18 protein-coding genes are annotated in these 20,073 nt (G+C 62.1%); 8 read left to right on the top strand and 10 right to left on the bottom strand.

The annotated features are described in order from the left end of the window. Window positions 1-20: 20 nt before the first annotated feature. On the top strand, window positions 21-1,226 hold the full coding sequence (locus tag FHX14_RS01465) for an ABC transporter substrate-binding protein (RefSeq protein ID WP_037074333.1): 1,206 nt from the start codon (window positions 21-23) through the stop codon (window positions 1,224-1,226). 91 nt (window positions 1,227-1,317) lie between these two features. Beyond that, window positions 1,318-2,451: a sn-glycerol-3-phosphate ABC transporter ATP-binding protein UgpC gene (ugpC, locus tag FHX14_RS01460; protein WP_184375634.1), complete on the top strand. Its 1,134-nt coding sequence runs from the start codon at window positions 1,318-1,320 to the stop codon at window positions 2,449-2,451. 113 nt (window positions 2,452-2,564) lie between these two features. On the opposite strand, the gene FHX14_RS01455 is transcribed toward ugpC, so the two are convergent. From FHX14_RS01455 to FHX14_RS01445, 3 genes are read right to left on the bottom strand one after another with little or no spacing between them, the layout of a single operon-like run. After that, entirely contained in the window at window positions 2,565-3,665 is a 1,101-nt protein-coding gene (locus FHX14_RS01455) for a D-TA family PLP-dependent enzyme (protein WP_054184548.1), read from the bottom strand. Beyond that, window positions 3,666-5,141: a M81 family metallopeptidase gene (locus FHX14_RS01450; RefSeq protein ID WP_184375632.1), complete on the bottom strand. Its 1,476-nt coding sequence runs from the start codon at window positions 5,139-5,141 to the stop codon at window positions 3,666-3,668. Between the two features lie 30 nt (window positions 5,142-5,171). After that, window positions 5,172-5,654 carry a hypothetical protein gene (locus FHX14_RS01445; protein ID WP_179612868.1) on the bottom strand — a complete coding sequence of 161 codons (483 nt, stop codon included), beginning with the start codon at window positions 5,652-5,654 and terminating at the stop codon, window positions 5,172-5,174. Window positions 5,655-5,765: 111 nt separating this feature from the next. Between FHX14_RS01445 and FHX14_RS01440 the strand changes: the two genes are divergently transcribed. The 5 genes from FHX14_RS01440 (at window position 5,766) to FHX14_RS01420 (ending at window position 10,441) form a co-directional block, all read left to right on the top strand. Beyond that, the gene (locus FHX14_RS01440; RefSeq protein WP_012555064.1) at window positions 5,766-6,155 is read left to right on the top strand and encodes a RidA family protein; all 390 of its coding nucleotides are present in this window, start codon (window positions 5,766-5,768) and stop codon (window positions 6,153-6,155) included. Between the two features lie 21 nt (window positions 6,156-6,176). Then, window positions 6,177-7,040: a MurR/RpiR family transcriptional regulator gene (locus FHX14_RS01435; RefSeq protein WP_184375631.1), complete on the top strand. Its 864-nt coding sequence runs from the start codon at window positions 6,177-6,179 to the stop codon at window positions 7,038-7,040. A 25-nt stretch (window positions 7,041-7,065) separates the two neighbouring features. Continuing rightward, a complete protein-coding gene (locus tag FHX14_RS01430) occupies window positions 7,066-7,842 on the top strand; it encodes an SDR family oxidoreductase (protein ID WP_184375629.1) in 777 nt (258 codons plus the stop codon). Between the two features lie 96 nt (window positions 7,843-7,938). Then, the gene (locus tag FHX14_RS01425; RefSeq protein ID WP_184375627.1) at window positions 7,939-9,162 is read left to right on the top strand and encodes an MFS transporter; all 1,224 of its coding nucleotides are present in this window, start codon (window positions 7,939-7,941) and stop codon (window positions 9,160-9,162) included. A 76-nt stretch (window positions 9,163-9,238) separates the two neighbouring features. After that, a complete protein-coding gene (locus FHX14_RS01420) occupies window positions 9,239-10,441 on the top strand; it encodes an ROK family transcriptional regulator (RefSeq protein ID WP_184375625.1) in 1,203 nt (400 codons plus the stop codon). 14 nt (window positions 10,442-10,455) lie between these two features. Here the strand turns inward: FHX14_RS01420 and FHX14_RS01415 are convergent, their stop codons facing one another. Next, the gene (locus FHX14_RS01415) at window positions 10,456-11,478 is read right to left on the bottom strand and encodes a class I SAM-dependent methyltransferase (RefSeq protein WP_184375623.1); all 1,023 of its coding nucleotides are present in this window, start codon (window positions 11,476-11,478) and stop codon (window positions 10,456-10,458) included. A 304-nt stretch (window positions 11,479-11,782) separates the two neighbouring features. On the opposite strand from FHX14_RS01415, the gene FHX14_RS01410 reads away from it, so the two are divergent. Next, window positions 11,783-12,451 (top strand): haloacid dehalogenase type II, encoded by a 669-nt coding sequence (locus FHX14_RS01410; protein WP_003594817.1) that lies wholly within the window; start codon window positions 11,783-11,785, stop codon window positions 12,449-12,451. Window positions 12,452-12,573: 122 nt separating this feature from the next. On the opposite strand, the gene FHX14_RS01405 is transcribed toward FHX14_RS01410, so the two are convergent. The 6 genes from FHX14_RS01405 to FHX14_RS01380 are packed head-to-tail and all read right to left on the bottom strand — an operon-like array spanning window position 12,574 to window position 19,993. Beyond that, entirely contained in the window at window positions 12,574-14,595 is a 2,022-nt protein-coding gene (locus tag FHX14_RS01405) for a beta-N-acetylhexosaminidase (protein WP_184375621.1), read from the bottom strand. Between the two features lie 52 nt (window positions 14,596-14,647). Further along, entirely contained in the window at window positions 14,648-15,592 is a 945-nt protein-coding gene (locus FHX14_RS01400; protein WP_184375619.1) for an ABC transporter ATP-binding protein, read from the bottom strand. Further along, window positions 15,589-16,404 (bottom strand): ABC transporter ATP-binding protein, encoded by an 816-nt coding sequence (locus FHX14_RS01395; protein ID WP_184375617.1) that lies wholly within the window; start codon window positions 16,402-16,404, stop codon window positions 15,589-15,591. Before FHX14_RS01395 ends, FHX14_RS01400 begins: the two co-directional genes overlap by 4 nt. Next, window positions 16,401-17,303 (bottom strand): ABC transporter permease, encoded by a 903-nt coding sequence (locus FHX14_RS01390; protein WP_184375615.1) that lies wholly within the window; start codon window positions 17,301-17,303, stop codon window positions 16,401-16,403. The genes FHX14_RS01395 and FHX14_RS01390 overlap by 4 nt, the downstream gene beginning before the upstream one ends. Next, a complete protein-coding gene (locus FHX14_RS01385; RefSeq protein ID WP_183697252.1) occupies window positions 17,303-18,283 on the bottom strand; it encodes an ABC transporter permease in 981 nt (326 codons plus the stop codon). Before FHX14_RS01385 ends, FHX14_RS01390 begins: the two co-directional genes overlap by 1 nt. A gap of 18 nt (window positions 18,284-18,301) precedes the next feature. Continuing rightward, on the bottom strand, window positions 18,302-19,993 hold the full coding sequence (locus FHX14_RS01380; RefSeq protein WP_184375613.1) for an ABC transporter substrate-binding protein: 1,692 nt from the start codon (window positions 19,991-19,993) through the stop codon (window positions 18,302-18,304). Between the last annotated feature and the right edge of the window lie 80 nt (window positions 19,994-20,073).

The raw sequence follows: 20,073 nt of genomic DNA, 5'->3' as shown, positions 1-20,073 counted from the left end.
TTACAATCAAGACAGGCCTAATGGCGCTCGCCTTGCTCGGTTCGACGGCACTGACCACGGTCACTGCCCATGCAGCCGACAAGGAAATCAGCTGGATCTATTGCGGCGACACGATCGACCCGGTCCACACCAAATACATCAAGCAGTGGGAAGAAAAGAACGCAGGCTGGAAGATCACCCCCGAGGTCGTCGGCTGGGCGCAGTGCCAGGACAAGGCAACGACGCTTGCCGCCGCCGGCACGCCGGTTGCCATGGCCTATGTCGGCTCGCGCACGCTGAAGGAGTTCGCGCAGAACGATCTCATCGTTCCGGTGCCGATGACCGATGACGAGAAGAAGACCTATTACCCCCACATCGTCGACACGGTGACCTTCGAGGGCAACCAGTGGGGCGTTCCGATCGCCTTCTCCACCAAGGCGCTTTACTGGAACAAGGATCTCTTCAAGCAGGCGGGCCTCGATCCCGAGAAGCCGCCGAAGACCTGGGCCGAAGAAATCGAGATGGCAAAGACCATCAAGGAAAAGACCGGCATTCCGGGCTTCGGTCTCTCCGCCAAGACCTTCGACAACACCATGCACCAGTTCATGCATTGGGTTTACACCAACAACGGCAGTGTAATTGGTGCAGACGGCAAGGTCACGCTCGACAGCCCCGAAATCCTCGCCGCGCTGAAAGCCTATAAGGACATCGTCCCCTACTCCGAAGAAGGCCCGACGGCCTATGAGCAGAACGAAGTACGCGCCATCTTTCTCGACGGCAAGGTGGCGATGATCCAGGCAGGTTCGGGTGCCGCCGACCGTCTGAAGAAGACGCAGATCAGCTGGGGCATCACGACGCTGCCGCTCGGTCCGAACGCCAAGGGCCCGGGCACGCTGCTGATCACCGACAGCCTGGCGATCTTCAAGGGCTCCGGCGTCGAGGACAAGGCGACGGAGTTTGCCAAGTTCATCACCTCGCCGGATGTCCAGTCGGAATACGAGCTGCAGGGCGGCGCCGGCCTCACGCCGCTGCGCCCCTCTGCAAAGGTCGACGAATTCGTCGCCAAGGACCCCTACTGGAAGCCGCTCATCGACGGCATCAGCTATGGTGGTCCCGAGCCGCTCTTCACCGACTATAAGGGCTTCCAGAACTCGATGATCGAAATGATCCAATCGGTGGTGACTGGAAAGGCCGAGCCGGAAGCCGCACTGAAGAAGGCTGCCGGCGAAATCGAAGCCTTCAAGTAATCCCTCCTAAGGCTCCCTCGGGTCGCGGCAAAAGCCGCGGCCCCTCCCCTATATCTAATGTGCGACGAAGACCGCCGGCGGAGACAGATTTTTGGGACAGCTCGTTCTTAACAAAGTTCAGAAATTCTATGGCGACTACGAAGTTCTGAAGGGCGTGCAGCTCGACGTGAAGAACGGCGAGTTCGTCGTCTTCGTCGGGCCGTCTGGCTGCGGCAAATCCACCCTGCTGCGGATGATCGCCGGTCTCGACGCGACGACGGCTGGCGATATCGTCATCGACGGGACCAGGGTCAACGACCTGCCGCCCGTCAAGCGCGGCATCGCCATGGTGTTCCAGTCCTACGCGCTCTATCCGCACATGACCGTTTTCGAAAACATCGCCTTCCCGCTGCGCGTCGAGAAGATGGAGGAGGCAAGGCTCAAGGCCCGGGTGGAAAATGCGGCGCGCATCCTGCATCTCGAACAGCGGCTGCAGCAGAAACCCGGCATGCTATCCGGCGGCCAGCGCCAGCGCGTCGCGATCGGCCGCGCCATCGTGCGCGAACCGAAAATCTTCCTGTTCGACGAGCCGCTGTCCAACCTCGACGCGGCGCTGCGCGCTGATATGCGCATCGAACTTGCCAAGCTGCACAGACAGTTGAAGGCGACGATGATCTATGTGACACACGACCAGGTCGAGGCGATGACGATGGCCGACCGTATCGTCGTGCTCGACGCCGGAGATATCTCCCAGACCGGCGCGCCGCTGGAACTCTATCACAAGCCCGCCAACCAGTTCGTCGCTGGCTTCATCGGCAATCCGAAAATGAATTTTCTCCCCGTGACCTGCAAGGGCGTCAGCGCTGGCGGCGTCGAGGTGGACTATCTCGGCCAGACCGCGGTTCTGCCGGTGACGCCGCGTGACGGCATGGCTGGCAAGACACTGACCCTCGGCATCCGCCCGGAGCATATTCAGCTCAACGGCGGCGACATCGTCTTTACCGTAACGCCGACCGTCATTGAACGCCTCGGCGCCAATACCGTCGCCTACGCCTCGCTCAACGGCGAGGGCGAGAATTTCTGTGCCATGCTGCCCGGCAGCGTCGGCATCCGCGCCGATGCGCCCGTATCAACCGGCATCAATGCCGCCGACTGCCATCTCTTCGACGAAGCGGGCATCGCGTTTGAGCGGCGGGTGGAGCTCACCGAAATCGATATGAATGTGATCAACCCGACGGCGGCTTGAAGCGACTGGCTCCGTGTCGGCGGCACGTCCGACTGCATTCTTGCTGATATCGAGATCGCGGACGATGTCGCTTCGCCCATCAGAACCATTTCACTCTCGACCGATCCCGACCCCTACCAGACGAGACCGCGGGCCGCGACATCTTCGACGCGTGTCACCACGCCTCCCAGATGAAAGACCATCGTATCGAACAGGTTGGAAACCACGCAGGTGTGGTTCGGGATGATGAAAAGCTTTTCGCCGATCTGCGGCCGGGGGCCGGTGCAGCCTGAGAGATCGATCACGCCGTGTTCTTCCGAGAGGCTGGTGATCCGGGCCTGGGGATAACCGACGATCAGGCCGTAATCGCTGAAGCCCTGCAGGTCCGAGGTCAGCGCTTTCGAGCCGGCGTCGATGACGGCGCGGTCGGCGGTCGGGCGGGAGACGACGGTGGCGAGCACGTGCATGGCGCAGTCGTCCTCGCTGCAATGGCCCATGCGCACCATCTGGCGGTCGTTGTAGATATAGGTGCCGGCGCGGTGCTCGGTGGCGGACGGGACGAGATGCGCCTCGAACAGGCTCGGCGTTCCGCCGTTGCTGACGATCGGGCAGGCGATGCCGTCGGATTTCAGGCGGTCCAGCGTCTCGGTGATGAAGGCTTCGACGGCGGCCGCCGATTGGGGCTTCGGATAGGTGACGATGCCACCGAAGGTGAGGCCGTCGGCGGCGGCAACGCGCCTGGCGAGCGAGGCGGCTTCTTCAGGCGTCTGCACGCCGCAGCGGCCGCCGCCGGTGTCGCATTCCACAAGCACGGTTAGCGGCTTGTGGCCGGAGAAATGGGCGGCCAGCCCATCAATCGTCGTTTCGCTATCGGCGACGACCTTGAGCGCCGGGATTTTCTCGTTCAGTTTTGCCAGGCGCTCGAGTTTCTGCTGTCCGATTATGTTGAAGGTGATCAGGATGTCGCCGAAGCCGGCTGCGGCAAAGACCTCGGCCTCCGTCACCTTCTGGCAGTTGATGCCCTTGGCGCCGGCGGCAATCTGCGCCACGGCGAGAGCCGGGATCTTGTGCGTCTTGATATGCGGGCGGAAGTTCAGGCCGTGCTCGTCCATATAGGATTGAACGCGGGCGATATTGGCGGCCAGCCGGTCTTCGTCGATCACGGGGCGCGGCGTCGAGAGATCGGCGATCCGGTCTCCCGCCCTGGCGACGACGGCAAAGCTGGCATCATGCATCTAGGCGGCTCCGCGTTCTCTTCCATGGGGATCGGCCACGATCGGCCAGATTGTCTTCGGCGCCCGCCGGTACGGCGTCGTCGCCGGATTATTGGGATAGGGCGTTCCGGCGGAGCAGTAAAGGATCTCGGCGGCAATCCGGGAGAAGGAGGCAAAGAAGTGATTGGTGGATTTGATCACCAGGATCTTCTGCTTCTCGGGATCGATGCCCATCACCGAAAACAGGCTGGGATCGAAGCTCTGGGCGCGCGTCGAATTGAGGATAATGTCGATACCATCGAGGACGATATGGGCGGCATCGCCGAACGGCGCCAGGCTCTCTCCGAACTGCATCTCGGCATTCCTGACGAGCTTGACGACCTTAACGGTGCCGTCGATCGGATTGCCGGTGCCGGGCGCCGATTTGGCACCGAAGCGCAGCGGGATTTCCGCCCCCTCGCCTGCGGCAAAACAAATCTGCACGGCCACCGGATCCCAGATGGTGCCGATGACAGCACTTCTGACGCCGCGGGCCAGGAGCTCGGCGAGAATGACCGTCGCATCCCCTGCCGTGCCGCCGCCCGGATTGTCCCAGACATCGGCGATTACGACGGGCCATGCAGTTGCAGCAATCGCGCGCGCGACGGCTTGCCTCTCGTCGATCTGCGGGACCATGAAGGTGCCGCGCTTGGAAAACAATTCGAGGCCGAGTTCGCGCGCCAAAGCCGCGCCCTTCTCTGGCTTGTTATCGGTGATGACCAGCAGCTTCGTTCCCATTTCGGGAACGTCCCCGACCATGAAGCCATGGATTACCGAGATCGACAGGATATCGGGATCATCCTTCTCGATCCGCATGATCTTGTCGACGAAGGAGCGCATCGGCTCGCGCGATGTTGGGAAGACGTCGATCATCCGGCAGTCGAACACTGACATGACAGGCTTGACCCGGCCTTCGAGCGCGTCGACGGCGATGCGCCAGAGATCCTCGGCGCGGTCGACGAAATCGGTATGTGGAAATTCCTTGAAGTAGACGGCGAAATTAAGCGCCGCGACACGTTTGGCCGTCAGATGGCTGTGCGGGTCGAGTTCGGCGCAGATGAGCACGTCGGGGCCGACGATCTCGCGCATGCGGGAGAGAAGATCGCCTTCGGTATCCTCGTATCCGGCGGCTACCATGGCGCCATGCAGGCCCATGACGACGGCATCGACCGGCATGGCCGCGCGGAGCTGGCCGAGGATTTCGTCGCGCAATTCTTCGTAGGTCGCCCGGTTGACGAGGCCCGCGGGGTCGGCCCAGGTCGCCGTTCCCTCGATCAGCTGCCAACCTTTCTCCTTGGTGACGCGCCGTCCGACGGTGATCGGCGCGGTGCAGAGGGTCGGCGTTTCCGGATGCTGGCCGGGGGGCGCATAAAGAGAGGCTTCGAATGCGCGGCGATCCACGCAGATCGGGGAAAAAGTATTGGTCTCGGTCGCCAATGCTGCCGTGAAAATGCGCAAAAAAGTGGCCTTCGTGTTGTCGGCTCCGCTTTACCCCATCGGGTTCGGCAGGTAGCCGGTGAAACCTGAGATCTTCCAGCGTCCTTGGTGAAGCCTGCAATAATAGAGCGTCTGCCATTGCAGGATGTCGCGGGTGCCGTCCGCCTTGGTAATGCCGCCGTCGAACTTCTTGCGGACGAGCGCCATCTCGCCTTCGATTTCGATATCTTCGAGCGTCGTCGTGGTGAAAATCGCCGTGCGCGCATCTTCCGCAAAGCTCTGCTCGGCGAAATCCTTCGCCTGTTTCAGCCATTCCTGGCGATAGGCCGACAGCGTCGGAAAGGCCAGGCGCCACCTGTCGGGGCTCACCTGCTTCTGCGCATCGATGCCGATGAAGCCCTCTTCGACAAAATCATGCTCCACCTTCGACCAGTCGGCGGCGAGAAAAGCATCGATATCGCGCAGAACGAGCATTTCCCAGATCGCCTGCCGGGCGCTGTCGGAGGGGAAAGGATTCTGGAAAGGATCGCGCATATCAGCCCCGGATTGAAATTCTTTTCATAAATGGTGTTTTTCACTGGTCAAATTCTGCTTTCTATGGTCACTTGTCAACTTACCAAGAAAATAATTTGCAAGGACATCAGCATGCCCATCAAGCGCTATGGCACTGTTCAAACGGGGGCCGGCGGCAAGGCGCTGCCTTTCGCGCGTGCGGTCGAGGCCGACGGATGGCTCTATGTTTCCGGACAGGTTGCAATGGAAGATGGCGAGATCATCGACGGCAACATTATCGCCCAGACCCACAAGACGATCGCCAATGTCCTGGCAATTCTCGATGAGGCCGGATACGGCGTCGAGGATGTCGTGCGCGTCGGCGTCTGGCTCGACGATCCGCGCGACTTCTGGACCTTCAATAAGATCTATCAGGAGTATTTCGGCGAGCATCCACCGGCGCGCGCCTGTGTGCAATCGTCGATGATGGTCGATTGCAAGGTTGAGATCGACTGCGTGGCCTATAAGAAGAAGGATGGGTGAGGAATAAGGGCGGGAGCGGCTTTGGATATCTTTTCGACATTGCAGGAAGACAAGGGCCGGCTCTCTCCCTCCGAAAGCCGCATCGCGGAGATCATCGTCAACGACTTCGAGTTCGCCGTGAATGCTTCGATCATCGAACTTGCCGAACGGGCCGAGGTATCGCCGCCGACCGTCACCCGCTTTTGCCGGCGGCTCGGCTGCGAGAGCTTTTCCGACTTCAAGGTGCAGCTCGCCCGGACCGCCCATATCGGCGTGCGTTATCTGAAACCGGAATCGAAAAGCACCGACCCGGCCGATGTCGCCCAGGATATCATCACCAAGGCGCAGAACGCGCTCTTTCTCCTGCACCGGTCGCTTGATCTTGCCGCGATCGAAACCGCCGTTTCGTTTATCGCCAAGGCCGATATGATCTACGCCTTCGGCTCGGGCGGCAATTCGTCGATGATTGCCGACGAGCTGCAGAACCGCCTGTTCCGTCTCGGGCTCCGCATCACGGCAAGCTCCGATCACAGCATGCAGCTGATGATGGCGGCCGCGGCGAAGCCGGGCGACGTGCTGATTGGCTCGTCCTTCTCCGGGCGCAATATGGAGCTGGTGCGGGCCTTCGAGCTTGCCCGCGGCGCCAAGGTGAAGACGATCGCGCTCACCCAGACGGAAAGCCCCGTTGCCAAAGCCGCTGAAATCGTCGTGCCGATCGACCTTCCCGAAGGCAACAACATCTATCGCCCGACCTCGACGCGCATCGCCTACATCGCGACGGTCGATATTCTGTCGAGCCTGGTCGCCTACGCCGTGCAGCCAAAGGCGACGACAACGCTGCGGCGCATCAAGCAGCAGCTCGTCATCCACCGCGACGGCGACGACCGGCAATTGCTTGGAGATTGAGCCTCATGAACGGGAGCGACAGAAAATGACGAAGTCGATAGCGATCGTCACCGGCGCTGCGGGCGATATCGGTGCGGCGATCGCCGCACGGCTCGCCGATGACCATGACGTCGTGTTTCTCGCCGACATCGATGCCGCCGCTGCTTCTGCCGTCGCCGCAAAACTCGGGCCGGACGATCGCTTCGTGGCCGCCGGATGTGACGTAACCAGCGAGGCGAGCATTGCCGAACTGGTCAGACGCGTCGCGGGCGCCGGCGTGGTGCGAACGCTGGTCAACAATGCCGGTGCGGCGCGCGCCACCAGCCTGCACGAGACGACGCCCGAGATCTGGCGGGCGGATAATGCGCTCAATCTCGAAGCGGCATTCCTGTGTTTCCGTGCGTTCGAGCCGATGCTCAAGGCTTCGAAGGGCTCCGTCGTCAATATCGCCTCGGTCAATGGCATGAATGTCTTCGGGCACCCGGCCTATAGCGCCGCCAAGGCCGGCCTGCTGCATTTCACCCGGCTGGTCGCCGTCGAATACGGCAAGTTCGGCATCCGCTCCAACGCGGTTGCACCCGGCACGGTGAAGACGCAGGCCTGGGAGAAACGCGCCGCCGCCAATCCGAATGTTTTCGAGGAAGCGCGCCGCTGGTATCCGCTGCAGCGGGTCGTCGATCCCCAGGATGTCGCCAATGCGGTCGCCTTCCTTGCCGGTCCGCTCGCCGCCGCCATCTCAGGCGTCTGCCTGCCGGTCGATTGCGGCCTGACGGCCGGCCAGGCCGAACTGGCGAGAACCTTCTCGCAATCGGAGCATTACTGATATTCAGGGCTCCAATCTCCGAGCCGAAACATGACATGAATTTCGAGACTGCCGCCGCGGCCGCGCCTGCCGATTTTCCTGACGATTGATGACCCTATGAGCCGCCTCTTCCCCGACGTCTTTCGCAATCCGGCGATCCGCGCCAGTATGATCGCCATTTTCACTTTCGGCATGGCAGGGGCGATGACCGCCCCCTATCGTTCCATCGTCGGCATCCGCGAATTGGGTTTGAGCGACGGCCTCTATTCCTTTTTGGCCTTCGCCTCGGCGGCGGTAAACGTCGTCATCAGCGTTCTGCTCGGCAACCTCGCCGATCGGCTCGGCGAGTATCGTTCGGCGATGATCGGCGCCTGCATCTTCGGCATCGTCGGCTACGGTATGGTCTATGCCTTTCCGAGCGCGACGGTTTTCATTATCAGCGGGCTGCTGCCGCTACCCATCTACGGGGCTTTGAATTCGCTGCTGTTTGCCAATGCGCGCGCGGCGATGCACGGCATGAACCGCAATGATATGGTGACGGCCAATTCAGGCGTGCGCGCGATGATCTCGCTCTCCTGGGTGCTGATCCCGGGCATCACGGGCCTCGTGCTTTCGGGCGCATCGAGCATGTTGCCGGCCTATCTCTTTGCGGCCATCTCCTGCCTGTTCTGTCAGGGCATCATCGTCTTTTTCCTGCCGAAGCGGGCGGGAAGGGAGATTGCCGCGGTTCATCATCTCTCCTATCTCGGAGCGCTCAGGCAGGTCGTGTCGCCGCGGATTTCGGCGCATATCGCCGGCGTCGCGCTGATCACCAGCACGCTGCATCTGAACGATGCCCTTCTGCCGTTGATCGCCACCGGTGCTGCCCATGGCGCGCTCAGCGATGTCGGCATTCTTGTCGGCATCGTCGCCCTGCTGGAGATCGTCTTCATCATCGTCTGGTCGCGGATTGCGCGGAAGACCGGGCAGATGACGGCGCTTGCCGCCGGCACGATCATCTATGCCTTATTCCTCAGCCTTCTCGGCTTTGCCTCCGAGCCATGGCACCTCTATGCACTGACCTTGCTCGCCGGCATAGGTGCTGCGGCAATCATCAGCTTTCCGATCACCTATCTGCAGGATCTCATCGCCGACCGGCCGGGGCTCGGCAGTGCGCTGATCTCCGTCAATATCTTTGCGAGTGCGGGCATCGGGGCACTGGTTTTTGCCGCCGGCACCTGGGCGACAGGTTATTCCGGAACCGCCATGCTGGGCGCCGTCACCGGATTGTCGGGCATCACAATCCTCGGCCTGCTACAGAGGCGCAATGCCGTTGCGCCTGGTGATGTCGAGGTTCAGTAAAATCCGCCGAAAAATGTGGCTTTCATCCCTATCCGTCTTATGACAAGGGTGGTGCACCATTTCCTTTGAAGGCGACATGAAGGCAATCTCCGGTACGAATCTCGAGCAGGCCAAGTCTCACAACCGGCGTGTGGTGATCGAGGCCGTGCGGACCAACGGTCCCTTGTCGCGCGCGGCGATCGCCCGGATGACGGCGCTGACCGCCCAGACCGTGTCGAATATCGTCGAGGAACTGGAGCGGTCGCATCTGCTCGTTCCGGCCGAGGCGCAGAAGCTGGCGCGGGGACAGCCGATCATCCCCTATTCGATCAATCCCGCCGGCGCCTATTCGATCGGTCTGGAACTCGGCCGCCAGCGTGCCAGCGGGGTCCTGACGGATCTTTCCGGCGCCGTCTGCGCGCGCATCGAGCGCCACGTCAAACATCCCGATCCGCAACGGGCGATGCCGGTTCTGCAATCGATTGTCGAGGACATTCAGCAGGCCTTCGTCTTCGACCGAAACCGGCTGCTCGGCGTCGGCATGGCCCTGCCCGGCCGCTATGCCGATGGCGGCATCACCTCTCTCAGCCCGCAAAACCTGCCCGGCTGGCAGGATTTTCCCGTCGGGCATGAGCTGGAGCAGCGGGTCAAGGTGCCGGTGCTCGTCGAAAACGACGCGACCGCAGCCGCGATCGGCGAGCGGCTCCACGGCGTCGCCCGCGGTTTGAGCAGCTTCGTCTATCTGTTTCTGGCCGGCGGCGGCGGCATCGGCGCCGGCATGTTCCTCGACGGTCACCTCTACAAGGGCAGCCGCAACAATGCCGGCGAGATCGGCCATATCATCGTCGAGCCGCACGGCAAGCTCTGCAGCTGCGGCAAGCGCGGCTGCCTGGACCGTTACATCTCGCCGACCGTCGCTTACGAATTCATGGGCATAACCAATGCCGAGGAACTGTCTTCAGACGATCTCGACGCGCGGATCGCTGGGGGTGGCGAAGGCCTGGACGCCTGGCTCGACCAGGCCGTCCAGCCGCTGCGGCAGACGCTCGATTTCCTCGAACTTGCCTTCGATCCGCAGACCATCGTGTTCGGCGGCAGCATATCGACATCGCTGATGCGCCGGCTTGCAGAACGGCTGGAGCCGCTGCACGTCCCGATTGATCCCAACCGCACGCGGAGCGTGCCCCGGGTGATGATCGGCATGACCGGCAAGGATACGGCGATCCTCGGCGCCGCGGCGCTACCGATCTTTTCCGAAACCAATCCGCGCTTCGACGTTCTGCAAAAGCCGGTCGGCTAAGCGACGATTGCAGCCTATTCAAACAGAATGAGGCTTGCCGGCGTTGGCGGCATCGGTTTGACTGTGACGCCGGCAAGGCCGGCCAGTCTTGCCATCTCGGTCAGCTCATTTTGCGTATAGGCCTGGCCCGCCGGCGTGCCGGCGAGCATCTCCCAGGAGAAGGCCGCCGGAAAAGGCGGCGACACGCGATCTTCGTTCGGCACGAAATCTACCGCGACGATCCGGCCACCCTCTGCAAGGCTCGCGATGATCTTTCGCAGCAGCCCTGCGCATGTCGGCAGATCGAAATGGTGCAGGAAATTCGGTAGCAGGACGAGATCGTAATCCGTGCCCCAGTCGACATCGAAGGCACTGCCGGCGATCGTCCGATACCGGTCAGCGACGCCCGCTCTTTCCGCATTCTGCCGCGACAGCTCCAAGACCGCGGCCCAATCGACGGCGACGATCTCTGCCGATGGAAGGGCTTTTGCAATTTCGATCCCGAACAGGCCGGGACCTGCGGCAATGTCCAAAACCTTTTTGAAGGGCTTTCCCAAGCCGGAGATTTCGCCAGCCAGTAGTTTGGCGCTGAGGCCGGTAAAGGAGCCCATGCCGCGCGCAAATTTCAACCAGACGGGATTGTCCGGCGACATGTTCGCGAGCCCGGGCGAACCGCCGTTTCGCACGACGGCGGCCGGATCGCGCAGGAAATTATCCAGTATTTCGGGTGCAGCGACGAACTCGACAGCAGAGCCCATGTAGGCCGGCGAATTGCGATCGAGGAACATCCGGGTCGACGGCGTCATCCGGTACTCTCCGCTCTCCTTTGTCAGGAAACCATGGACCACCAGGTAGTCGCAGAGGATGCGCACCCCACGCTCCGAGGCGCTGGTTGCCGATGCCAGCAAGGCTGCCGTTTTGCCCTCGCCGATATGGGTAAAGAGATCGAGCTCGATAGCGGCCTTGATCGCTGCCGTCTTGCGGCAGGCAAACAGCGCATCGACCACGAGTTCGGGTGACACGACGCCAGCGTCGGCGTCCTCGGCGATCGTTTCCATGGTATCCCCCAACAACCCTCGATCGGTCTTGCCTGGCAGCGCCAGCCGCGGGAATTATGCGTGCATTCGCATATTCTACAATACTTACCGCGCTAACCCGATCGGGTGCCCCAACGGCCGACGGTCACCGACAGCCAAGGCCGGAGATTCACTGTCCATCGCAATCAAAACGACGTTCGGACCTGCAAATTCAGAATTTCCTGCTCAAGACGTCGGGGAATTCAGCCTTCTCAGCGACTGACGCTGACCTATGCTTTCTCTCGAAGCAGACGGCTTTCCCGAAGCCAAATCAAGGACGAAGCGCATGGCTATTTTCCGCCCGAAATACATCACGTTCGACTGCCACGGCACGCTGATCAACTTTCAGATGGCGGAGGCCGCGCGCGACCTTTATGGCGACCGCATGAACGAGCAGAAGATGCTCGAGTTCATCAAGGACTTCTCCGCATACCGTCTGGATGAAGTCATCGGGGATTGGAAGCCTTATGCCGACGTGGTCCATAACGCGCTCTCAAGAACCTGCAAACGCAACGGCATCGACTTCAGGGACGAAGACGCAAGGCTCGTATACGAACGCGTACCGACCTGGGGACCGCATGCGGACGTTCCGGCTGGCCTTGCCAAAGTCGCCAAGGAAATTCCGCTTGTCATCCTTTCGAACGCCATGAACGCGCAGATCATGTCGAATGTCGGAAAGCTCGGCGCCCCCTTCCACGCAGTTTATACCGCCGAAGAGGCTGGCGCCTACAAGCCGCATTTCCGCGCCTTCGAATATATGCTGGACATGCTCGGCTGCGGCCCGGAAGACATCCTCCATTGCTCCTCCTCGTTCCGCTACGATCTGATGAGCGCCCACGACCTCGGGATCAAGAACAAGGTTTGGGTCAATCGCGGTCATGAGCCGGCCAATCCCTATTACGGCTATACCGAGATCGCCGATATCTCGGAATTGCCCGGTGTCGTCGGGCTCTAGGAAAGACCGAATCTATCCCGTCTTGCAGCTCAAGAAAGCAACCGCCGTGCGCGCACCTTTCTCAACGCGCGCACGACGATCTTGGGCGATCCTCAAAGCGGATGACGGTGCCTAGCCCGGCTTTACGACTCCTGTAGCCCATAGAGCAGCGGCATCAGCCCGGCCAGCGCCTTGAAGCGTTCCCATGACTTCGACGACGGTTTCGTCCAGCCGGTTTCGGCAAGTCCGGAAAGACGGGGAAAAACGAGGCGGTCGAAAACGGCGCGATCGGTCATCGGTTCGGACCAGATGCAGGCCTGGATGCCGAGGAGCTTGCCTTTCTGCGCCGCTGTCCAGCCACTGAGCGGATCGAAATTATAGAGTTTTTCCGCATCCGACGTTCCCGCCCAGCTGGCGCCGGGCTCGTCCCAGTCCGGCCGCAGCGCCATGTCGAGGTAATAGACCTGGCCGGGGCAGACGACCATCTCGTAGCCGCGTCCGGCAAGTTCGGCCGAGACCTCGACATTGCGCCAGCTGCAGAGATAGCTCTTCGCCTTGTCGATGACATCGCCGTGGGCCGCTTCTTCCCAGCCGCCGGTGATGCAGCCCTTGCTCGCCAGGAAGCGCTGGACCCGCTCCAGGAATTCGGCCTGCAGGACGGCGGCACCCGAGCCGTGGATATCGTCGGCGCCATGGGTATTGGTCACAACGTTCAGCCGCTTGGCATGGGCATCGGCAATGGCATCGCCGGCGACGGTACGCAGCCGGTCGAGCGCTGCCGGCGAGCCGGACCACGCCCCGAGCGGCACTTCGTCGGCGCCGAGATGGATTGTCTTGAACGGGAAGAGCTCGATGAGTTCGGTCAGGATAGTCTCGACGATCTCGTAGGTCTTCTCAAGCGCCGGATTGATGCAGTTGTCGGGAAAGCCCTGAACCGAATAATAGCTGCCGACCTCGGCCGGATCGCGCAGTTCGGGTATTGCCTGCTGCATGGCGTAGCAATGGCCGGGCATGTCGATCTCCGGCACGATCTCGACGCCGAAGCTCTTTGCCTCAGCGACGATCTCGCGGATGACCGCCTTGGGATAGTAACCGCCCGTGCGGGCCGGGCTGGACCCAAGGAGCGGCGGAACGGCAAGGCCGTGGCCGCGCCAGGCGCCGACCTCGGTCAGCGCCGGATAGGCGTCGATCTCGACGCGCCAGGCCTCGTCGTCGGAAAGGTGCCAGTGGAAGCGGTTGAGCTTGTTCCAGGCAAGCACTGCGATCAGTTTCTTGACCTCGGCTGCACCGTAGAACTGGCGGGCGACATCGAGATGCAGTCCGCGCCAGCCCATCGCCGGCTCATCGACGATCTCGCCGGATGCCGGAAACTGGAAGACACCGGGATGCAGCCTTGCGCCGCGCCAGATCTGGCCGAGGGTGACGAGGCCGTAGAGAAAGCCGGTCCGGCTGCTCGCCTCCACCGTCAGCCTCTCCTCGTCAAAGCTCAGCCGATAGGCTTCGGGGCCGAAGCCGGCGGCATCCTTCAGGGTGACGGGCACCGCCCCTTCCGCCTCGGTGCGCACGATGCCTTCGACGGCGAAGAGATGGTCGACCAGCGCCGCGAAGCTCTGCGCCGCCGCCTCCCCTTCGCCGCTCTGCGCCAGCGGCGCAAAACCGGCCGGCAATGGACGGCGCGCGGCGATCGCCACATGGTTCGGCCAGGGAATGATCGACACCTGAACGGGCGCATTGGCGGGAACCGGATAGATCTCGGCGCCCCGCTTCAGGGCCGCATTGCTGACCGAAGAGCGCGTCGGCTCGATGCCGAGCACGATGGTGCCGCCATCGGAAAGCGCGAGATAGGCGCTCGTCGCACCATCCGTCCAATGGCGGAACTGCCAGCTCAGCGCGTAGACCGAGATCGTCCAGGTCTCGCCGGCTGCGAGAACGAAATCGGCCGGCGGCTGGAATTCGGTGAAATTGGAGAGCCGCTTTGAGACCGTGGCGCCTTCGACCCGTCCGGCCGGATCGACCCGGCCCGGACCGCTGATGCAAAGCGAGAAGCCGGAAATCGGCTCGCTGCCGAGGTTCTTAAGGCGCAGAACATAGGAGAACTCCTTTCCGTCGGCCGGCGGGTTCCAAAGGGTTTCAAGCCGCAGGGTTTTCGGTCGCGGTGTGGACATCGTCACTCTTTCCTTTTGAACATTGGCCTCTTGAGAAGCGGGCTTTTGAAAATCAGCTCTTGGGCATTCCGGCGTTGGAAACGCCGAGCGCGCGGATGAAATGGTTGGGGCCGACCTGCTCGATCACAGCCGATTCAGGGCGGCTCAGCGAACGCACCTTTTCCGCCTGTTCGAGGAAACGCGCGCTGCCGCCGGTCACGAACGGCCTGCTGCCGTCCGGAACGGCGGACAGCAGCAGCCTGGTATAGGGATGGCGCGGGTCGGAAAGAACCCTTTCGGTGTCGCCCCATTCGACCATCTGGCCGGCAAACATCACGACGATCTCCTCGGCCACATGCGCCGCCGTTGCGATATCGTGGGTGATATAGAGCATGGCGAGGTGGTTTTCCCGTTTCACCCTGGCGAGTAGATCGAGAATATCCTTGCGGATGGAAACATCGAGCATCGAGGTCGGCTCGTCGGCGACCAGCACGCTCGGCGCGACGGCAAGCGCCCGGGCGATGTTGACGCGCTGCCGCTGCCCGCCCGAAAGTTCATGCGGGAATTTCTGCCGGGTCACATCGGGTTCCAGCCCGACGCTGGCGAGCAGCCGGGTAATCGCCTCGGCGAGATCGGCCTTTGCGCCGCTCTGCCGATGCAACTGCAGCGGCCGCGCCAGATGATGGCCGACGGTGAAGGCCGGGTTGAGCGACGAGAACGGATCCTGGAAGACCATCTGCACTTCCCGGCGATAGCGATGCTCAGCCCCAGCGTCGCCGCGGGCAGTCAGCTCCTGCCCGCGGAAAAACAGTCTGCCGCCGGTCGGCCTGTCCAGGCGCGCGATGATGCGGGCGCAGGTCGTCTTGCCGCAGCCGGATTCGCCGACGAGCGCCAAGGCCCGGCCGGGAAACAGCGAGAAGGACACGCCTTTCAGCGCACGGACCGCGCCGAAATTGCGCTCTATCCCCTCGAGCCGGATCACCGCTTCAGCGACAACGGGATTTGTCTCCGCTTTCATGCCACGACTCCCGATAGATGCCGATTGTCGGGAAGCTGCGGAATGGCATTCCAGAGCTTCCGCGTATATTCGTGTTTCGGCGCATGGGCGACCTGGCTGACGTCGCCCACTTCTACGAGTTCGCCCTTCAGCATGACACCGATGCGCCGGCAGAGCTGCGCCATCAGGTGCAGATCATGGGTGATGAACAGCACGGAGAAGCCGTAGCTCCGCTGCAGGTCGACGACCTGTTCGAGGATCTCCCGCTGCACGACGACATCGAGCGCCGTTGTCGGCTCGTCCATGATGATCAGTTCCGGCCTCAGCGCCAGGCAGATCGCGATGACGATGCGCTGGCGCATGCCGCCGGAGAACTGGTGCGGGTAATCGCCGATGCGATGCGTGGGAATGCCGACGAGGCGGAACATCTCCTCGGCCCGCGCCCGGGACTCCGCATGCGAGCAGCCGGTGTGCCGGCGCAGAACGTCGTGGAACTGCGCCTCGACCCGCATCAGTGGATTGAGCGAATTCATCGCGCTCTGGAAGACCATGCCGATGCGCTTCCAGCGGATTGCCTGCAGCTCACGTTCCGGCAGCCTGAGCAGATCCTGCCCGGTGAGGCGGATGCTGCCGCCGCTGATCCAGGCCGGCGCCTTGGAAAGACGGGTGATCGCATAGGCGATCGTGCTCTTGCCGCAGCCGGATTCACCGGCGAGCCCGAAGATCTCGCCGCGGCCGATCGTGAAGGAAACGTCCTTCACGGCGCGGAATTCTCCCTTGTCGACGAGGTAGTCGACATTGAGCTTTTCGATTTCCAGAAGATTGTCGCTCATCGACCAAGCTCCAGTTGCCTGTTGCGGGCGCGGTTGAGGCGGAACCAGCGCGTCAGCGCCGGGCCGGAGCGGAGCTGCGGGTTGGCGATCTCGTCGAAGGTGAAATTCAAAAGCGCAAGGCCGAGACCGGTCAGGGCGATGCCGAGTGCCGGCACCCCGATGTCCCACCATGCGCCGACCATGATCGCCGAGGAATTCTGGGCGTTATAGAGCATCGTGCCCCAGGAGACTTTCAACGGATCGCCGAAGCCGAGATATTCGAGCGTCGTCTGGGCGACGATGGCGTAGATGATGCTGCCGACGAGGTTGATGCCGATCAGCGTCGTCAGGTTCGGCAGGATCTCGACGAAGATGATGCGCCAGGCCGGCTCGCCGATCATCTTCGACGCCGTGACGAAATCGCGATTGCGCAGCGCCATCGTCTGCGACCGGGTCATGCGGGCGCCCCACGGCCAGGAGGTCAGCGCGATGATCGTCATGATCGTCATCGGCCCCACCGTGCCGGCGAACGAGGCGAGCAGGATCAAGAGCGGCATGTTCGGGATGACGAGCACGGCATTCGTCGCCAGGTCGAGCCACGCATCCGTCCTGCCGCCGACATAACCGGCGATCAGCCCGATGGCGGTGCCGAGAACGGTGATGGCAATTCCCGTGGCAAAGCCGACCGAGAGAGAGCTGCGGGCGCCCCAGACGAACTGGCGATAGACGTCCCGTCCCATCTTCGTGGTGCCGAGAACATGTTCGATCGACGGCGGCTGATGCGAGCGTCCGACACGCGCTCCGGGCTCTCCGGGGGCGACGAGCGGCGCAAACAGCGCCATCAGCCACAGGACGGCAATGATGATCAAGCCGGCGAGCGCTTTCTTCTGCTTGAAGATGGGCCACAGCGTAAAGCTCATCACGCGGCCTCCCGCAATCTCGGATCGACAAAGCCGTAGATGATGTCGACGAGGAAGTTGGCGCCAAGGGTGGCGAGCGTCATCAAGAGCAGCTGCCCCTGGATGACGGGGTAATCGCGGGCGATGCTCGCGGTATAGAGCGTCAGCCCCAGGCCGGGATAGTTGAAGACGATTTCGGTGACGATCGAGCCGCCGAAGACGGCGCCGAGCATCAGCGCCAGATTGGTCAGCACCGGAAGCATGGCATTGCGGGCGCCGTAGCCGAACATCACGGTGAGGTGGCTGAGCCCCTTGGCGCGCCCCATGGTCACATAGTCCTCGCCGAGCACCGAGATCATCGACGAGCGCATCGTCGTCTGGAATTCGCCGATCAGAAACGGCGAAAGCGTCAGCACCGGCAGGATCGCATGGGCGAAGACGCTGCCGATAAAGGTGAAATTGAAGGCGGGATCAAGATTGGGATCATAGGCATAACCCACCGGAAACCAGCGCAGCGAGACCGCGAAGACGAAAAGCGTCGTCAGCGCCACGATGACGGGCGGCACCGAAATCATGATCACCGACAGCGGCGAGACGATCGTGTCGAAACGCCCGCCGCGGCGCCAGGCCGAGACCGCACCCAGCACGACGCCGACACAGAGGGAAAAGATAATCGCGGTGGTGACAAGGAAGATGGTCCAGAGCGTCGAGCGGCCGAGCACCTGGACGACGGTCTGGGGGTAATATTTGACCGAGACGCCGAGATCGAGGGTCACGAGCCCCTTTAGATAATCGGCGAACTGCCAAAGCATCGGCTGGTCGACCGCGCCGAAGCGCGCCTTGATCGCTTCGACGGCGGCCGGCGTTGCCCGCGGACCGAGTTGGGCAACCATGGCATCGACCGGGCTCCCCGGCATTAGCCGGGGAAGGATGAAGTTCACCACGATGGCAAAGGCCAGCGCGACCGCATAGACGCCGAGGCGCCGGCTCGAAATGCGCATTTTGCTCCCCCGCTGGGTTTAGCTGACCGGCTTGAGACGTAAGAGATGCATCAGGCGCATGCGGTTGTTGTCGTGATCCTCGGGGTTCATCACCGGATCCTTGTCGGTGACCCAGCCGGTGAAGCGCTTGCTGGAGAACTGATACCAGGTCGGCCCGTTGAAGACGGGAACGACGGGGAAGTCGTCGGCGATCAGTAGCTGAATGTCGTTGAAGATCTTCTTGTGATCCTCGTCCGACGTCGCCTGCAGATATTGATCGAAAAGCGCGTCCAGTTTCGGGTTCGAATAACGCGAGGGCGCGCCGGTGATGCGCCCGCCATAGGCTGTGGAAAGGCTCTGGTAATAGCCGCGGAACGGCGTTGCGCCATCGGCGCGGGAGTTCATGACGACCTCGAAGCTGCCGTCGATGAGCTCTTTGCGCCATTGTTCATATTCGGGCGTGGCGACCGACGCATTGATGCCGGCGGCGCGCAGGCCTTCGACCGCGATCTGGACCGCATCGATCCAGTCCGTCCAGCCGTTCGGAACGATGATCGGGAGGGCGATCGGCTTGCCGCTCGGCGTGGTGCGGAAGCCGTCGGCGCCCTTCTTGTAGCCGGCATCGTCGAGAATCTTGCTGGCCTTCTCGGTGTCGAAGCCCATGAAAGCGTCCTTGCCGCCCTCGGCATCCTTGTTGCGCCAGCTTTCGAAGCGCGGCGGCAGGCCGGTCGCATGCTCGTTGACGACGGGATAGCCGAAGCCGGCAATATCGACCATGGACTTGCGATCCATGGCGAGGCTGAAGGCATGGCGGAAGTTCAGGTCCTTATAGGCCTCGAGGTTGCCTTCATTGCCGCTCTTGAAGTTCATCTGGAAGGCGACGGTTTCGGCCGGCGGCTGCCAATAGCCATTATGGTCGGCATCGAGCCCGACGAAGGTCTTGTCGATCTGGGGAATGAAGGACCCGATCCAGTCCATATTGCCCTCAGGCAGGATGGCGAGCATCTGGTCGTTGCCGGAGATCTGCGGCAGTCTCAGGCAATCGACATGCAGCGAGGTGGCATCCCAGTAGTTCGGGTTGCGGCACTGCTCGTAGACCTGCGGCGTGAAGCGGCGCAGCTCGGTCATCGGGCCGGAACCGACCGGCTTCTCGTTCTTGAAGGCGACCGGATCGGAAACGTCCTTCCAGATATGCTCGGGAACGACGGCGAGGTCCGCCAGCGTTTCCGGGAAATCGGAGTTGACGGCCTTGAGATCGATCTTCACCTCGGTCGCTGACGGCGTCTCGACGGAGGCAACCGTTTGACCGACGCCGACGGTGTCGAGGGCTGCATTCTTCAGCATGAGGTCGATCGTATATTTCACGTCGGCCGAGGTCAGCGGCTGGCCGTCGGACCATTTCACTCCGGGTCGCAGCGTGTAGGTGACCGATTTCATATCCTCGGAGAATTTGTAAGCCGTCGCCAGGCGGAAGACCGGCTTGCCGCCATCCTCGGCATTGAAGATGACCAGCGGCTCGTAGATGAAATCCATTGTGCTCTGCCGGCGGCCGGCGAGATCGAACGGATTGAAGTTCTGAACCCAGCTGGTCTGCTCCTCGATGTGCATCGTCAGCACCGATTCAGCAGCCGCACTGCCCGCCCCGAAAGCGACGAGCGCCGTCAGCGCCGTTGCCGCTGCTAAGCCGGCGTACACGGAAATGTTGTGAAACATGCGTTTGGTCGATCTCATTCCAACGTTCCCTCGTTGTTTATTTTTGAAGTCAATCAAATTGATTTAATATTGATAGTCAGTTTCCCGCCGATGCGTCA

The sequence above is a fragment of the Rhizobium sp. BK619 genome (assembly GCF_014195245.1).
GTDB lineage: Bacteria > Pseudomonadota > Alphaproteobacteria > Rhizobiales > Rhizobiaceae > Rhizobium > Rhizobium acidisoli.
This window is presented reverse-complemented; position numbering and strand designations above follow the sequence as displayed.

Excerpts from the sequence above, each read along its gene's own strand:
- FHX14_RS01425 (WP_184375627.1), top strand. The coding sequence starts at position 7,939 with ATGAGCCGCCTCTTCCCCGACGTCTTTCGCAATCCGGCGATCCGCGCC.
- FHX14_RS01410 (WP_003594817.1), top strand. The coding sequence starts at position 11,783 with ATGGCTATTTTCCGCCCGAAATACATCACGTTCGACTGCCACGGCACG.
- FHX14_RS01420 (WP_184375625.1), top strand. The coding sequence starts at position 9,239 with ATGAAGGCAATCTCCGGTACGAATCTCGAGCAGGCCAAGTCTCACAAC.
- FHX14_RS01440 (WP_012555064.1), top strand. The coding sequence starts at position 5,766 with ATGCCCATCAAGCGCTATGGCACTGTTCAAACGGGGGCCGGCGGCAAG.
- FHX14_RS01405 (WP_184375621.1), bottom strand. The coding sequence starts at position 14,595 with ATGTCCACACCGCGACCGAAAACCCTGCGGCTTGAAACCCTTTGGAAC.
- FHX14_RS01380 (WP_184375613.1), bottom strand. The coding sequence starts at position 19,993 with ATGAGATCGACCAAACGCATGTTTCACAACATTTCCGTGTACGCCGGC.
- FHX14_RS01395 (WP_184375617.1), bottom strand. The coding sequence starts at position 16,404 with ATGAGCGACAATCTTCTGGAAATCGAAAAGCTCAATGTCGACTACCTC.
- FHX14_RS01465 (WP_037074333.1), top strand. The coding sequence starts at position 21 with ATGGCGCTCGCCTTGCTCGGTTCGACGGCACTGACCACGGTCACTGCC.
- FHX14_RS01385 (WP_183697252.1), bottom strand. The coding sequence starts at position 18,283 with ATGCGCATTTCGAGCCGGCGCCTCGGCGTCTATGCGGTCGCGCTGGCC.
- FHX14_RS01445 (WP_179612868.1), bottom strand. The coding sequence starts at position 5,654 with ATGCGCGATCCTTTCCAGAATCCTTTCCCCTCCGACAGCGCCCGGCAG.
- FHX14_RS01430 (WP_184375629.1), top strand. The coding sequence starts at position 7,066 with ATGACGAAGTCGATAGCGATCGTCACCGGCGCTGCGGGCGATATCGGT.
- FHX14_RS01400 (WP_184375619.1), bottom strand. The coding sequence starts at position 15,592 with ATGAAAGCGGAGACAAATCCCGTTGTCGCTGAAGCGGTGATCCGGCTC.
- FHX14_RS01455 (WP_054184548.1), bottom strand. The coding sequence starts at position 3,665 with ATGCATGATGCCAGCTTTGCCGTCGTCGCCAGGGCGGGAGACCGGATC.
- FHX14_RS01390 (WP_184375615.1), bottom strand. The coding sequence starts at position 17,303 with ATGAGCTTTACGCTGTGGCCCATCTTCAAGCAGAAGAAAGCGCTCGCC.
- FHX14_RS01415 (WP_184375623.1), bottom strand. The coding sequence starts at position 11,478 with ATGGAAACGATCGCCGAGGACGCCGACGCTGGCGTCGTGTCACCCGAA.